General features: G+C 73.9%; 14 protein-coding genes. 7 read left to right on the forward strand and 7 right to left on the reverse strand.

Annotated elements, in window-relative coordinates:
* The first annotated feature begins 88 nt into the window (after positions 1–88).
* A complete protein-coding gene (locus ACIQGZ_RS19215; protein ID WP_402603187.1) occupies positions 89–901 on the forward strand; it encodes an SAM-dependent methyltransferase in 813 nt (270 codons plus the stop codon).
* Between the two features lie 24 nt (positions 902–925).
* On the opposite strand, the gene ACIQGZ_RS19220 is transcribed toward ACIQGZ_RS19215, so the two are convergent.
* Positions 926–1,333 (reverse strand): SRPBCC family protein, encoded by a 408-nt coding sequence (locus ACIQGZ_RS19220; protein WP_402603188.1) that lies wholly within the window; start codon positions 1,331–1,333, stop codon positions 926–928.
* A gap of 253 nt (positions 1,334–1,586) precedes the next feature.
* Here ACIQGZ_RS19220 and ACIQGZ_RS19225 point away from each other — a divergent pair, with 253 nt between their 5' ends.
* From ACIQGZ_RS19225 to ACIQGZ_RS19235, 3 genes are all read left to right on the forward strand, one after another.
* Positions 1,587–1,826, forward strand: a complete 240-nt coding sequence (locus ACIQGZ_RS19225; RefSeq protein WP_402603189.1) for a DUF6296 family protein — start codon at positions 1,587–1,589, stop codon at positions 1,824–1,826.
* A gap of 625 nt (positions 1,827–2,451) precedes the next feature.
* Complete coding sequence (locus ACIQGZ_RS19230) at positions 2,452–2,964, forward strand: SPW repeat protein (protein WP_402603191.1); 513 nt, start codon at positions 2,452–2,454, stop codon at positions 2,962–2,964.
* 114 nt (positions 2,965–3,078) lie between these two features.
* Positions 3,079–3,594: a metallophosphoesterase family protein gene (locus ACIQGZ_RS19235; protein WP_402603417.1), complete on the forward strand. Its 516-nt coding sequence runs from the start codon at positions 3,079–3,081 to the stop codon at positions 3,592–3,594.
* Positions 3,595–3,610: 16 nt separating this feature from the next.
* Here the strand turns inward: ACIQGZ_RS19235 and ACIQGZ_RS19240 are convergent, their stop codons facing one another.
* Positions 3,611–5,773, reverse strand: coding sequence for a SpoIIE family protein phosphatase (locus ACIQGZ_RS19240; protein WP_402603192.1), 2,163 nt, complete (start codon positions 5,771–5,773; stop codon positions 3,611–3,613).
* Positions 5,774–6,172: 399 nt separating this feature from the next.
* Between ACIQGZ_RS19240 and ACIQGZ_RS19245 the strand changes: the two genes are divergently transcribed.
* Positions 6,173–7,522: an MFS transporter gene (locus ACIQGZ_RS19245; RefSeq protein ID WP_402603194.1), complete on the forward strand. Its 1,350-nt coding sequence runs from the start codon at positions 6,173–6,175 to the stop codon at positions 7,520–7,522.
* Between the two features lie 56 nt (positions 7,523–7,578).
* Here ACIQGZ_RS19245 and ACIQGZ_RS19250 read toward each other — a convergent pair whose 3' ends face one another.
* Positions 7,579–8,445 carry a chitosanase gene (locus tag ACIQGZ_RS19250; protein WP_402603196.1) on the reverse strand — a complete coding sequence of 289 codons (867 nt, stop codon included), beginning with the start codon at positions 8,443–8,445 and terminating at the stop codon, positions 7,579–7,581.
* A 184-nt stretch (positions 8,446–8,629) separates the two neighbouring features.
* Here ACIQGZ_RS19250 and ACIQGZ_RS19255 point away from each other — a divergent pair, with 184 nt between their 5' ends.
* Positions 8,630–9,433: an exodeoxyribonuclease III gene (locus ACIQGZ_RS19255; protein ID WP_402603198.1), complete on the forward strand. Its 804-nt coding sequence runs from the start codon at positions 8,630–8,632 to the stop codon at positions 9,431–9,433.
* A 454-nt stretch (positions 9,434–9,887) separates the two neighbouring features.
* On the opposite strand, the gene ACIQGZ_RS19260 is transcribed toward ACIQGZ_RS19255, so the two are convergent.
* From ACIQGZ_RS19260 to ACIQGZ_RS19275, 4 genes are all read right to left on the reverse strand, one after another.
* Positions 9,888–11,267, reverse strand: a complete 1,380-nt coding sequence (locus tag ACIQGZ_RS19260; protein WP_402603200.1) for a zinc-binding dehydrogenase — start codon at positions 11,265–11,267, stop codon at positions 9,888–9,890.
* A gap of 203 nt (positions 11,268–11,470) precedes the next feature.
* The gene (locus ACIQGZ_RS19265; RefSeq protein ID WP_402603202.1) at positions 11,471–11,710 is read right to left on the reverse strand and encodes a DUF5302 domain-containing protein; all 240 of its coding nucleotides are present in this window, start codon (positions 11,708–11,710) and stop codon (positions 11,471–11,473) included.
* Between the two features lie 297 nt (positions 11,711–12,007).
* Positions 12,008–12,886, reverse strand: a complete 879-nt coding sequence (locus ACIQGZ_RS19270; protein ID WP_402603203.1) for an SDR family NAD(P)-dependent oxidoreductase — start codon at positions 12,884–12,886, stop codon at positions 12,008–12,010.
* Positions 12,887–13,028: 142 nt separating this feature from the next.
* Positions 13,029–13,607, reverse strand: a complete 579-nt coding sequence (locus ACIQGZ_RS19275) for a TetR/AcrR family transcriptional regulator (protein WP_402603205.1) — start codon at positions 13,605–13,607, stop codon at positions 13,029–13,031.
* 387 nt (positions 13,608–13,994) lie between these two features.
* Here ACIQGZ_RS19275 and ACIQGZ_RS19280 point away from each other — a divergent pair, with 387 nt between their 5' ends.
* Entirely contained in the window at positions 13,995–14,501 is a 507-nt protein-coding gene (locus ACIQGZ_RS19280; RefSeq protein ID WP_402603207.1) for an NUDIX domain-containing protein, read from the forward strand.
* The last annotated feature ends 204 nt before the right edge of the window (positions 14,502–14,705 follow it).

Consider the following 14,705-nt stretch of genomic DNA (forward strand, 5'->3'; position numbering starts at 1 on the left):
CGCGGTGACCCGGCTCCGCCCCCCGTGCCGCTTCGGTCAGTAATTCTATGATAGACCGTCAATCCGCTTGTGGGCGAAGGGAGAGGCTGTGGAGGCCATCGACACGCTGCCGGAGGGCGTTGACCCGGACAAGGCCAGCGTCGCGCGCATCTATGACGCGATGCTCGGGGGCGAGCACAACTTCGCCATCGACCGGGAGGCGCTGGCGGCGTTCACCGCGATCGACCCGCAGGTGCGCTCGCTCGCCCGCGCCAACCGCGCGTTCCTCGGGCGGGCGGTGCGCTTCCTGGTGGACGCGGGGGTGCGGCAGTTCCTGGACCTGGGCTCGGGCATCCCCACCCAGGGCAATGTGCACGAGGTGGCGCAGGCCGCGGCGCCGGACGCCCGGGTGGTGTACGTGGACAACGACCCGGTGGCGGTGGCGCACAGCGCCTCCATCCTGGCCGACCGGCCGGGCACCGGGATCGTCAACGGGGACATCCGCCGGCCGGCCGAGGTGCTGGCGTCGCCGGGCGTGCGCACGCTGATCGACTTCGACCAGCCGGTGGCGGTGCTGATGATCACCATCCTGCACTTCATCACCGAGGAGGAGCGCCCCGCCGACCTGGTGGCGGCGTACCGCGACGCGCTGGCGCCGGGCAGCTGGCTGGCGCTCACCCACGCCACCAACGAGGACCGGCCGGACACCGCCGCCGCCGTGGGCAAGCTGTACCGCTCCAAGGCGACCTCGCCGGTCACCGCCCGCTCGCGGGAGGGCATCGCGGGCCTGTTCGACGGGTTCGAGCTGGCGGAGCCGGGTCTGGTGCATGTGCCGCTGTGGCGCCCGGACTCGGCCGCGGAGGTCCCGGAGAACCCCCGCGAGTACTGGGTCTACGCGGGGGTGGGCCGGACGGCCGGCTGAGCGGCGGCCGGGCCCGTCCGGCGGCTACGGCTGGTCCGCCCGCATCTCGACCTGGTCGGCCAGCCGGTCCAGGCTCTGGCCGAGGGCGGCCTCGACCTGGGCGCCGGGCGGGGCGGTGTCCGGGTCGAAGAACGACAGGTGGACGGTCACCTCGCTGGCCCCGGCGCCGATCCCGGCCACCTGGAGCCAGCCCGCGTAGTGCCCGTTGTCGCGGGTGCCCCATTCGACGCGCAGCTGGTCGTGCTCGGCCCGCACCAGGGCGCGTTCCCGCTCCGCCTCGGCGCCGTGGCTGACGGTCACGGCGGGCGGCTCCTGCGGTTCGATGTGCAGGTCGCGGGGCAGCCAGCGCTCCATGGTCCGCAGGTCGGCCGCCTCGTCGTAGACCAGTTCGGGCAGCGCTGCCATCGTCCTGGACGCTTCGTACTCGGTCACGGTGTCGGTCCTTCCCCAGCGGAGCGGTGGCGGCCGGCCGGGCCGCCAGCGGTCGGGTACCCGCCGGGCGTCCCGCGACACCCGTCCGGGGGTGTCGCGGGTGGGGGTGTCGCGGGCGGGGGTGTCGCGGGCGGGGGTGTCGCGGGCGGGGCGGTCCGGCCGCCGCGACGGGCGGGCACCATCGGAAGACGGGGGTCGCATGATGGGGGGTAGGAGAAGTTCGTCCCCCTCCCCGTACCGACAAGGAGTCGCCGTGGAGACCGAACGGTATGAGTTGACCTTTCACCACGCCGGAACGGACCCCGACCCCTCGGAGGACGACGTGGTCGTGGTCCACCGGACCAGCGCGACCGGACCGGGCGGCAACCCGGTCTACAGCGACGACACCGGGATCGTGCAGGCCGAGATCAGCAGCGGCGGCGAGATCCGGATGCTGGCCACCGGCAGCCACCAGGCACTGCGCCGCCCGACCGCGACCCGGCTGCTGGACTGACCCGGCCGCCGGACCGATCCGGCCGCTGGACTGACCCGGCCACTGGACTGGCCCGGCCACTGGACCGAGCGGTCCGATCCCCGCCCCGCACGCATCACCCGGCGCAGACCGGGGCAGGCGGAAGTCAGCCCGGCCGGGGCGGTGTTCCCCCCTCAGCGCCCCGGTCGGGTCCCGCCGCCGCCCCCGGCGGCGGCATCGAAACCAGGACGGTCGCTGAACCGTCTACTACTGCACACCGTACGTCGGCAGCGTCCGCGCCCACCGGTCCCACCGGTGGGCGCGGACGACTGCTCCGGCCCATCCGGCTCCGGCTCACCAGAAGGAGGAGGCACCGCCCCCCGCGTGGCGGCGCCGTGCAGCAGATGACGTGTCCCAACTGCGGTTCGATGATGCGCCAGGGCCCGGCGGGCGGCTGGGCCTGCGGCAACTGCGGTGCGGTGCGCCGCTTCCGGGCGGCGGTGGCGCGCTCGGTTGGCAGCCAAACCGATACCAAAGCCGTATCCACCGACAAAGCGGGCAGACATATCCTGGCAAGAGGGGCGCTCCGGTCACGCAGGCCAACTCCTGCGAGCCATCGGCGCCCGACGTACGACCCTGTGTCTTCCCTCAGCAGGAGGTGGTACTGGTGTCCACTCCGACGAGCATGGAGCACCATCCCGACATCATGGAGATGCGCGCACGGTACGAGCGGGCGGCCTCCACGCCCCGCGCGCAGATGATCGAGGCCCTGGGCCTGATCACCGGTCTGTACCTCGCACTCTCGCCGTGGATCGTGGGCTTCAGCGGCTTCACCGCGCTGGCGATCTGCAACCTGGTCACCGGCATCGCGTTCGCGCTGCTGATGGCGGGCTTCGGCTCGGCCTACGAACGCACCCACGGCATGGCCTGGGCGGCGGCCTTGATCGGTGTCTGGACGATCATCGCGCCCTGGGTGATCGCCGGACACTTCCAGACCACCCGGACGATCACCAGCAATGTGATCGTCGGAGCGGTGGCCCTGCTGCTCGGACTGGCCGCGGCCGCGGTCGCGAGCGCCGGGCGCCGGCGGTCCGGCAGGGAGCACGGACGGGAGCACGGACGCCAGGGGCGGATGCGCCACGGGTCCGAAGGGTCGCCGGGTTCCGGGGCACGACTCTGAGGCACCCCGGCCTCTCCACGAGGCACCCGGCCGCTCCCGGTCGCCGCACGGCGGCCGGGAGCGGTGCGTTTGCGCCGGTGGCGCGCCTCGGGCGGGCACGATGGGTCCATGGCCCTGCGACTGCTGATCGTCTCCGACACCCACCTGCCCCGGCGGGCCCGCGACCTGCCGCCGGAGGTCTGGCAGGCGGTGGCCGAGGCGGATGTGGTGCTGCATGCGGGCGACTGGGTGGACCCGGCGCTGCTGGACCGGCTGGAGGAGCGCAGCCGCCGGCTGGTGGGGGTGTACGGCAACAACGACGGGCCCGCGCTGCGCGCCCGGCTGCCGGAGGTGGCCCGGGTCGAGCTGGACGGGCTGCGGACGGCGGTGGTGCACGACAGCGGACCGGCCGGCGGGCGGGAGGAGCGGTGCGCGGCCCGCTTCCCCGACACCGACCTGCTGGTCTTCGGGCACAGCCACATCCCCTGGGACAGCACCGCCGCCGGCGGGCTGCGGCTGCTCAACCCCGGCTCCCCCACCGACCGCCGCCGCCAGCCGTACCGCACCTATCTGACCGCGCGGGCGGACGGCGGCGCGCTCACGGACGTCGTACTGCACCGCCTGCCGCCGCGCACCGGGCCCGGCGCGTGACACTACCGGGCGGCCCTCAGCGCGGCGGGTCCGCAGCCGGCTCGGGCCGCAGCAGCAGCACGGCCATGTCGTCGTCGCGGCGGCCGGACTGCTCGGCGTGGCCGACCAGCAGGTCGGCCAGGTCCTCCAGCGGCCGCTCCCCGGCCCGGTCCACCTGGTCCGCCAGCGTGGCGACCGCGTCGTCCAGGTCGACGCCCGGCCGCTCGACCAGGCCGTCGGTGTAGAGCACCAGCAGGCTGCCCGGCGCCAGCGGCAGCCTGACCAGCGGATAGCGCACGGCGGGCTCGATGCCGAGCAGCAGCCCGCCCGGCACGTCCAGCACCCTGGTCCGCCCGTCCGGCGCGCGCAGCAGCGGCTGGGTGTGGCCCGCGCTGGCCAGCAGCACCCGGCGGGCGCGCAGGTCCAGATGCAGATAGAGGCAACTGGCGAACAGGCCCGGGTCCAGGTCGGTGAGCAGCCGGTTGGTACGGGCCAGCACCTCGGCCGGGTCGGCGCCCGCCGTGGCGTAGGCGTGCACCGCCGTACGCACCTGGCCCATCAGCGCGGCGGCGGTGACGTTGTGGCCCTGCACATCGCCGATGACGGCGCCCACGGTGTCCCGGCCGAGCCGGATCAGGTCGTAGAAGTCGCCGCCGATGTCCATGCCCCGGGTGCCGGGCAGATAGCGGGCGGCGGCGGCGAGCCCCCGGGTCAGCGGCAGTTCGTGCGGCAGCAGGCTCTCCTGGAGGCCGTGGGCGAGCTCCAGCTTGGCGTCGTACAGGTGGGCGCGCTCCAGCGCCTGGGCGATCAGACCGCCGAGCGAGGTGAGGACGGTCCGCTCCTCGGCGTCGAAGCGGTGCGGGCGGGCGAAGGCCAGGACGCAGCTGCCGACCGCGCGGCCGTAGGCGACCAGCGGCAGGAACGCCCAGGCGCCCATCCCCTCCCAGAGGCCGGTGCGGGCCGGGAAGGCGTGCTCCAGCTCCTGGCGGCAGGCGAAGAAGGCGGGCGCGCCGGAGGTCGCGGTCCGGGCCTCGGGCGCGGGCGCCGACAGCTCGCTGCGGTGCAGCCGCTCGATGGTCGTCTCCGGGCAGCCGTGGTGGCCGACCACCCGCAGCCGGCCGTCCTCGGCGGCCAGCAGCGCGAGGCCCTGGCCGCCGAAGGCCGGCACGATCTGGCCGGCCAGCAGGTCCACCACGTCCTGGACCCCGGTGGCCTCGGTCAGGGCGGTGGCCAGGTGCAGGATGTGGTGCAGCGCCCCGGCCCGGATCGGCGCCGGGGGCGGTACGGCCACCGCCGGGGCGTCGCCGTGCGCGACCCGGGCGCGGGTGATCCGCACGCTCAGGCCGGAGGCGTCCGGGTGCAGGTCGAAGGCGAGCCAGCGGTCGGGCGGGCAGAGCGCCACGAAGGACGCGGGCTGCCTGCTGAGCATCGCGGCCCGGTAGCGGCCCTCGTACACCGGGTCGCGCAGCCACGGCAGCACCGTCCACGGCAGCTCCCCGAGCAGCCGGTCGACGGGCTCTCCGAGCAGTTCGGCCGCGGTCGGGGAGACGAAGGTCAGCCGGCCGCCGGTGTCCAGCGCGCACAGGCCCTCCGGCAGCCGGTGCAGCAGCGCGGCCAGCACCTCGGGCGGCTCGGTCCCGCCGGGCCGCCCGCTCACCACCCGGGGCTCCTCGCCGGCCCGCAGCGGGGCGCCCGCGCGGCGGGCGGCGCGGGCCAGTTCGCCCGCCAGCCGGTCCGCGAGGCCGGTGAGGCCCCGGGTCTCCTCGGGTGAGAGCCGCGTCGAGTGGGTCCCGGGCCAGAGCAGCATCACGGCGCCGCTTCCGGCGGGGGTGGCCACCGGCGCCGCGGCCATCCCGAACGGGTACGGCACCGCGACGGCGACCCGGGGATAGCGGCGGGCCATCTCCTCCTCGCCGCCCACCCATACCAGCCGCCCGGTGCGGACGGCCTCGGCCGACGGCACCGGCGCGGAGAAGCCGACCCGCTCCCAGGGCCGGGCGAAGTCGCGCGGCAGGCCGACCAGCACGGCCAGCTCCATCACGGGTTCGCCCGGCAGGGGGAGGTAGAGCGCGCCGACGTGCGCCCCGAGCCGCTCCACCTCGCGGGAGAGCAGTTCGGCCAGGGCGTCCAGCGGGTCGCGGGCCGCCGCGTCGGCGGCGCCGGGGCGGGCGTCGGCGGCGGCGGACCTCCGACCTGCCACTGCGACCACCCCGTTCTCGGCGGCGGGCGGCGATCCGCCACCCGCCGGACCGGCCGGCTCGTTGCTGTCCCGCCCCGCTTCCGCGAACTCCTCCTCGGGGTTCCGGGGGCGCTGCTCGGCGCCGGTCCTGCCGCCGGTTCGGCGGCGGGGCGCGGCGCCGTGAGGTTCTTCGGCGTCTGCCCGAGCGGCACCGTTCCAAACCCGCTGTGACCAACCACACCCACGGCGGCCGACACTGCGGTGACCTGCGCAATCGCGGCTGCGGGCGGCTCCGCTCCGGGGACGGGAGCCCCGCCGGGCGGGGTCGGCTTGGCAGACTTGTCCGGGCCGCTGCGGAACCGTCCGAGGACGCCGCGCCGCCTGTCCGACGCCCCCGTACCGCCCTCAGGACGCTCCCCCGTGCCCTTTCCCACCCTGCCCGCCCGTCGCACCGCCCGCCCCGACCGGTCGCCCTGGCGCTGCCTGCGCCACCCCTCGATGCGCTGGTGGTCGCTGGCCAACCTGGTCTCCAACGCGGGCACCTGGATGCAGCTGACCGCGCAGAACCTGCTGGTGCTCCAGCTCACCGGGTCGGCCGCGCTGACCGGCGCCTGCCTGGCCGTACAGGCCGCTCCCGGTCTGCTGCTCGGACCGGCGGGCGGTGCGCTGGTCGACTCCTGGCCGCGCCGCCGCACGGCGGCGGTCAGCCAGGGCCTGCTGGCCGTGGTCGCGCTGGTGACCGCCGTGCTGCTGGCCACCGGGCTGCTCGGGGTGCCGGCGCTGCTGGTGCTGGCCGCGCTCACCGGCTTCATCGCCACCGTCGACGGGCCCGCCTGCGCCCTGCTGGGCAACGACCTGGTCCCGCGCCGCGACCTGCCGTCGGCCATCGCGCTGGGCTCGGTGGTGCACAGCGCGGGCCGGCTGGGCGGGGTGGCGCTCGCCGGGGTGGCCACCGCCGCGCTGGGGGCGGCCGCCGCGTACGCCGCCAACGGGCTGTCCTTCCTCTTCGTCGCCGCCGTGGTCCCCTTCCTGCGCATGCACCCGGCGGAGTCGGCCGAACCGGCCGCTCCCCCGGCGGCCGGGGCCAAGCGGCGGTCCGGCACCCGGGAGGGGCTGGCGTTCTTCGTCGGGCGGCCCCGGCTGGTCGCGCTGGCCGTCATCTCGGCGGTGAGCGCCGTGCTCGGCCGCAACTACGCGCTGACGCTCGCCTCCCTGGTCACCGGCCCGCTGCACGGCGGCGCCGGGGCGTACGGCGCCATCTCGACGGTGCTGGCGGTCGGCGGCATCGCGGGCGCGGTGCTGGCCGGGCGGCTACAGCGGCCCTCGGTGCGGCTGATCGCCGCGCTGGCGGCGGCGGGTGCGGTGCTCCAGGCCGTGGCGGCGTTCTCCCCCACGCTGTTCCTGCTGGCGCTGCTGGTGGTGCCGATGGCGGTGGTGGAGACGGTCAGCGACACCGCCGCCACCACGGTGCTGCAGACCGACCCGCCCGCGCACATGCGGGGCCGGGTGCTGGGGACGTGGCGCAGCATCAGTACGGCGTGGGGGCTGGCCGGGCCGCCGCTGCTGGGGCTGCTGCTCCAGACGGCCGGGCCGCGCGGTGCGCTGGCGCTCGGCGGGCTGGTCATCGCGGCGGTGATCGGTGCCGGGGCGCTCGTCCACCGGCGGCGGGCCGGGCGCGCGCTCCCCGGTGCGTCGGGCGCATCGGCGGGGGCTCCGGTGGGGGCTCCGGTGGGGGCTTCGGCGGGGGCCGAGGTCGCGGTGGCGGCCTGACGGCAGCGGTCCGGCCCGCTCCGGGGTCTCCCGGGGCGGGCCGGAGCGGGTGGCGGTCAGCTGGTGATGCTGTAGCTGTCGCCGTACACCTTCCACTTGAGCGGCGGGTCGAGGTCCAGGTTGCCCGCCTGGAGGAAGACCCGCTGCTCGGTGTCGACCCTGGTGGTGTCGCTGTGCGCCTCCTCCCGCTTCATGGCGGCCTTGCGGGCGTCCAGGAAGGCGCCCAGGTACGCGGTCTCGTCGCCGCCCTGGGCGGGGGTCTTGGCCTTGCCCAGCGCGGTCTTGCGGATGCCGCCGAAGCTGTCCTTGTCGTTGCCTGGGCCGTGCATCACGATGGCGTCGTAGTAGATGAACTGGCCGAGCGCCCGCAGGCCGTCCGCCTTGGCCTGCTGGACGGCGGGGTCGAAGTAGACCCGGTCGCGCTCGTCGTTCTGCGCCTGCTGGAAGACCGGGTCGGCGGCGGCCGTGCGCCAGTCCTTGGTGAAGTTGGGGTCGAGGCCGCTGTGCGAGTCGCTGCCGTCGACCTTGCGCAGCGCCGGGAGGTACTTGGCCAGCACATTGCCGGGCGCGCGGTCGGTGTAGAGCTGGACCAGGTCGAGCATGTCGCCGGTGCCGGAGCAGAAGCCGATGATCCCGGCGGTGTAGCCGCGGCCGTCGTCGATGTCCTCGATGTACTTGTACTGGGCCTTCCAGTCCAGCGAGGAGTTCTCCGCGCTGGAGACCAGCTGCATCGCGATGTCCTTCTTGTGCGCGTCGGTGAGGTCCACCGACGCCGCCGCGGCCGCCGCGCTCCGCGCCCCCTGGACGGGCGTGGCGTGCCCGGTCCCGGCGAGGGCGAAGGAAGCGGTGCAGGCGGCGACGGACGCCGCCACCAGAACGCGGACGACCCGGCCGGAGGGGCGGATCGCGGGGCTGACCCTCATGTGCTTCTCCCGTCGTGCGACGCTGCCATGGGCAGCAGCCTTGTTAGGAAGCTTTCCTAACTGATTGAAGCACCCGCGCCCGTCGCCCCTCAAGGGTCCCGGCGAAGTGATCATGACAAATCTCACCGTCGAATCCCGCCCGCCGGGTTCGCCTCGGCCGCCGTCGGCCGGGTAGCCTGCCGCGGTGCTGACTGTCTCCACTGTGAATGTCAATGGGCTGCGAGCCGCCGCCAAGAAGGGCTTCAGCGCCTGGCTGGCCGCGACCGAAGCCCAGGTGGTGTGCCTCCAGGAGGTGCGCGCCGAGCCCGACCAGCTGCCCGCCGAGATCCGCGACCCGGAGGGCTGGCACACCCTGTGGGCGCCCGCCGCCGCCAAGGGCCGGGCGGGGGTGGCGCTGCTGTCCCGGCAGCGGCCCGAGCGGCAGCAGATCGGATTCGGCTCGGCCGAGTTCGACACCTCGGGGCGGTACGCCGAGATCGACCTGCCCGGCCTCACCGTGGTCAGCCTGTACCTGCCCTCGGGCGAGGTCGGCACCGAGCGGCAGGACGAGAAGGAACGGTTCATGAAGGAGTTCATGGTCCACCTGATCGACCTGCGGACCCGGGCCGAGGCAGCCGGCCGCGAGGTGCTGGTGTGCGGCGACTGGAACATCGCCCACCGGGAGGCGGACCTGAAGAACTGGCGGGCCAACCAGAAGTCGTCCGGCTTCCTACCCGAGGAACGGGCCTGGCTCACCCAGGTCTTCGACCAGGCCGGCTACGTGGACGTCGTCCGCCGCCTCCACCCGGACCGCCCCGGACCGTACTCCTGGTGGTCCTACCGGGGCCGCGCCTTCGACAACGACACCGGCTGGCGGATCGACTACCAGATCGCCACCCCGGGCCTCGCGGACACCTGCGTCGAGGCCCACGTCGAGCGCGCCCCCTCCCACGCCGAACGCTGGTCCGACCACGCCCCCGTCACCGTGACCTACACCGACCACGCCTAGCGAAGCCGCGGCAGCACCTCCTGCCGGCACGCCCGGACGCGATCCCCAGCTGCTCGGCGCACTCGCTACCGAGGACGGCCTCACCCTCCGGGGTGTCGCCCGGGAGGTCGGGGTCGCGCCGGCCAGTGTCCACGGGCACTTCCGTGACGAGTCCGAGTTGATCGACGCGGTGCTCGACCATGAGTACGACCAGCTGATCACCCTGATCCGGGAGTCCCGGGCCACCGTCGACGCCACCGATCCACTGGGGCGGCTGCGGGTGCAACTGCACGCGTTCTGCCGCTACCCGATGGCCAAGGGTGATGTTCGGGGTGCGCCACGGAGAAGGAGGCCGCGCGCACCTCGGGAGGGTGATCGGGGAGTTGACGGCTGTGCTGACGCAGGTTCCTGGGCCGTGACGATCGGGCGGCCTTGTCGCCGTCTGGGCCAGGCTTCGGTCGGCCGGGACCGCCCGTCACTTTCCTGCGGCCAGGTCGCGATCCACGACCACCGCCACCTTGCCTGGTGTGCCACGGCCGGCCTTGAGCGACTGCAGTCCCGTATTGATCGCGTCAACGGTGCTGTCGATGGTCTGGCTGATGTGCGGGACCACAAGCCCCTGTGTCGCCCACTCCATCGCCAGAGCCATCCCGCGCTGGAGAAGGGCACGCGCCTCGCCGTCGAGCGTGGCCGGTTCGGAGAAGTAGCGCAGCAGATTGACGTTGACCTGGTCGGCGCCGCGCTCGGCCAGGATGGCGTCCACCGGGCTGCGGGTTTCGACCAGGCGTGTCGTCTTGCCGGGGCCGACCCCGAGCACGGTCCACCTGCCGCCCCGCCTGACGGTCCTCGCGCTCTCGGCGAAGCCCCGCTCGCTGTAGGTGGCGTCGAAGACGAGGTCGACGCCCCGGCCACTTGTCAGCCCGGCGACTGCGGCCGGGATGTCGTCGCGCTTGTAGTCGAAGACGTGGTGGGCGCCGGACTGCCGGGCCAGTGCGATCGATTGCGGCGTGCTGCCGCTGCTGATGACCAGACCGGCCCCCAGGGCCCGCGCCGCCATCTGCACGGCGAGATGGCCGACGCCGCCCCCACCGCCCGGGATGTAGACCGTGTCGCCGTCCTGGACGGCCCGGTAGAGACCCGCGAAAGCGGACAGGAAGGCCATCGGCAGCGCCGCCGCATCGCGGAAGCCCAGGGACGGCGGCTTGCCGGCGGTGAGGAAGCGGTAGGCGACGGCATAGCCGCCTTCGCTTCCGCTCCCGCCCGTTGCGGCCCAGCCGCCGTCACCGTTCAGATCGGCCATGGCGGCCACCGCGTCGCCGACGGCTACGCCGCTCACCCCATGGCCGACGGCGACCACCACGCCCGCGAGGTCAAAACCGAGAACGACCGGGGGCGTCCGTCCCATGAAGTTGAGGTCGGCCAGCTTGTACTCCAGCGGATTGAGCGACGAGGCGGCGACGCGGATCAGAACCTGGTCGGCAGCCGGCTGCGGGACGGGGACACGCACCGCCTCCAGCGGCAGCCCAGCCCGGTCGCTGGTGTAACCGACGCCGAGAAACGCCTTCGGAGTCGTCTGAGTCTGCTGCATGTTCCGCTCCCATCTGATGACAGGTCCGGCCGCGACGGCGCCGACAGGACGGGCGCGATTTCGCGAGAGGTCTTCGAGGAGCACCCGACCGAACAGCCGGCCCGCCATGAGGTGCTTCAGGGCCTCCGCCGCGCACTCGAACGGGAATGTCTTCGCGACAATCGGCGGAACCTCCCGCGCGGGAAGCCGGACAAAACGGGCGAACCTCAACATCACCACACCACGCACCGGGAGAGGCCATCGGCGCGCCCAGCGGACATCGCCCATCGCCCGTTCGTGCGCACCCACTGGTCTTCGTCGTCGCCTACCGGCTCTGCCGCACTTGCCCGCCGGCTCCGTGGGGTCTCCGGGCAGGCGTCTGTGGACAGGTCGGTGGTCGATTTCGACCAGTGGGGGGAGCCCTCCCGGGTGCGCGGAGGAGAGGGGGCCGCCGTGCACCCGGGAGGGCCCCGTTATCGGGGGCTGGTGACTCAGCCGCCGCTCTTGCGGCGGAAGGAACGCTGGCTCGACGCGGGACCGTGGGCGCCGTGGATCTTCGACTGGTCCGCGCCGGGGCCTCCCTTGTCGGAGGCGGTGCGCAGGCCGCGCTTGCGTGCCAGCGCTTCCTCGAACCTGCGCTTCACATCGTCGATGCCGGCTTCCCCCACCTGCCCGGGGGCCTCGGCAGGGGTCGGCTCAGGGGTTTCCTGCGACGCGGGCTCGACGGCCATGATGACCTCCAGGGATCGGGGTGGTTGCAGGGCAAGCCTGTCATGCCCGGCGCCCTGCCTTCCCCCCGCCGCCGCCGGCTTCCGCCAACCGTCCCGATCCGGGTGCCACTTCGGCAGGATCGGAGGGTCGCCGGGCCGGTCCCGTCGGCGGAGTGCGGGGGTCCGATACCGCGTGGCCGGCGTGCCCGTCCGGTGTCGGCCGACGCATCGCACTGTCCCCGGCGGGGAGGTCTCCCGAACCGCTCGTGGGTGCGGCGTCGCGTCGCGCTCGATGAGACGGGACGACTCGGTCGGGGGTCAGGCAGGGGTGAGGGGTGCCAGCTGCCGGCTGAGCCTGAGGACGTCGTCGACCAGGTGCCTGTCGGTGCTCTTGCGCAGGGGAGGGACCGGGCGGGCCTGGGGTCCGATGAGCAGACCGGTCCGGCCGTCGAGGGAGGCGTCGGTGGCGGCGAAGACGGACGGCCGGGCGGCCACTGACGCGGGGCCGGAGGTGGAGCGTTCGAAGGTCCGCCGGACCAGCGGCCACAAGAGGCGCAGCCCCGGGGAGACGATCTCGGGTGAGCGAAGGGTGCCGTTGGTCATCTCGGTGGCGGCGCCGCCGGGGTCGGCCGCGAAGACCGAGACGCCGGTGTCCCGCAGGCGCTCTGCCAGGTCGAGGGTGTAGGCGAGGTTGGCGAGCTTCGCCCGCCCGTACCAGTGGAAGCCGTAGTAGCCGCCTGGCGGCTCGACGGCTTCGAACCTGGGCTTGGCGGTCCGGACCGCCCCGGAGCTGACGTTCACGATCCGGCTCGGTGCTGCGGCTCGCAGCGGTTCGAGCAGGAGTTCGGTCAGTAGGTACGGCGAGAGGTGGTTGACGGCGAACGACGCCTCGATGCCGTCGACGGTCTGCCGGCGGTCCGCGAACATCGCGCCGACGTTGTTGACCAGAACCTTCAATGGCCCCTCGGCTGCGAGCCGTGCGGCGAGCGCTCGTACGTTGTCGAGCGATGCGAGGTCGGCCGCCAGGAACACCGGCTCCGTTTCGGTGGCGACCGCTTTGATCCGCTCCAGCGCGTGGGCGCCGCGCTGGGGGTCGCGGCCGACCACGGTGACGGTGTAGCCGGCTGCCGCCAGTCCCATCGCGGTCTCCAGACCGATTCCTCCGGTGCCGGCCGTCACTACTGCCCGTCGGTCCACGGGTCTGCCCTCCGTCGCACTCTCAAGCGGATATGTATCCGGTTACGAGCGGAGACGCTAGCACAGTCGGATAGTCATCCGGTTAATGAGTCGGGCATGTGCGGGCCGGGGCGGCCGGCCGCCGGGTTCAAGCGCTGCCGACTCAGCGCGGGGGGCGCAGGCCCGCAAGAAGGACGTCGAGGTAGACCTCGACACACCTGGGACCGCTGTCCCCGGAACGCACGGCGTGCTCGATGCCGCACAGCAGGCGGCGTACGTCGTCCGCCTCGATGTCACGCCGGATGGCGCCGACGTGGCGGGCGCGATCGAGCAACTCCGCGACCGCGCGGTCGAGTTCGGCCTTCATCGCCGAGGTCTGCGCCTCGGCGTCGCTGGCGGATTCGAGCACGGCCGCGAATCCGGGGTCCTCCAGGGAGCGTGCGAGAGTGAACCGCAGCAAGCGGTGCAGACCTGCGAGGGCGTCCTCTTCCGCAGCCGCCGCCTGCGCCTCGCCGACAAGCTCCCGGAAGCGCTCCACCGACAGGGCTTCCACCAGTGCGTGACGGTTGGGGAAATGCCGGTACACGGTCCCCACGCCGACCCCTGCGAGCCGGGCAATGGCGTTCAACTGGAGGGAGTCGTCACCTGCGGCCATCTGCTCACGGGCGACCTGCAACACCCGAGCGCGATTGCGCGCGGCATCCGCGCGCAACGCTGTTCCCCGCTCGGCTCTCGGTGTCACAAGACCCAGCATAATGACGAGCTGCCACGGCTACGGCACGCGGTTCCGGCGGACGACCCGCTCGCAGCGGCGGTGCCGCCCGCGCCCCGGGAGCGCCCCTGCCGGTACTACCGCACGACACACCCCCCGGGCTGCCGGGCCGGTCGACCGGCGCCGTTCGACCGGAAGGGCGGTGATACCGGACGTGTCCATCAACCCGCCGGTACGGGATGAGAGTTGCCCTGAACTGATGACATTCGCCGGGACACGCCCGGCCGGCGGTCCCGGTGCTGCCAGGATCGCCGCACCGACCACGACGACACGTTCGAACACCTCGGGAGAGCCATGTCCTCAGGCACGTCCCACTCCGGCCCGCCGGGCGTTCACCGCGCACCGCCGGGGGAACGGGTGAGCGACGGCTGGTTGCCGCCCGAGCAGTACGCCGAGACGGTCCTCAAGGCAACCGCGTTCGCCTGCGTCTACTTCACCGACGAAGACGACCGGCCGCTCCAGTTGCACTCCGTCTACTCCCCCGCCCATCCCTGGCAGATGGTCGGCGGAACGATGGACCCGGGTGAGCGGCCCTGGGAGACGGCCGTGCGCGAGTGCCGGGAGGAGACCGGCCTCGCGCCGCCCGGACCGCCCCGGCTCCTGGCCACCGTGTACGGGCTGCCCGGCGCCGAGTGGCCCTACAGCACGATCGGCTGCGTCTTCGACGGCGGCCGGCTCACCACCGCGCAGATCCGCGGCATCACCCTGGCCCCGCAGGAGCACGACGAGGTCCGCGTCCTGCCCCTGGCCGAGTGGAAGGCGCTGATGCCGCCTCGCGACTTCGCTCGCCTGAGCGCGGTGGAAGAGGCCCGCCGTACCGGCGAGGCCGCGTACTTCGGCACCTGGGACTGGGGGGACGAATGAGCGGCAGCATCGATACCCGCAAGCGCGCTGCGGAGCCGGGGCCTGCGCCCACGTGCGGCACGGGCTCCTCGACCGGCTGCTGTTCGTGGCGGGCTGCCGACCGCCTTCCGGCCCAGGTCGTACGGCGACCGCTACCGGGCGCGTGCCGCCCCGTACGGGCCCGTCGCACCGCCGTCGCCGCACCGTACCCGCCCGCCTTTCACG

The organism is Streptomyces sp. NPDC092296 (assembly GCF_044755465.1).
Lineage (GTDB): Bacteria > Actinomycetota > Actinomycetes > Streptomycetales > Streptomycetaceae > Peterkaempfera.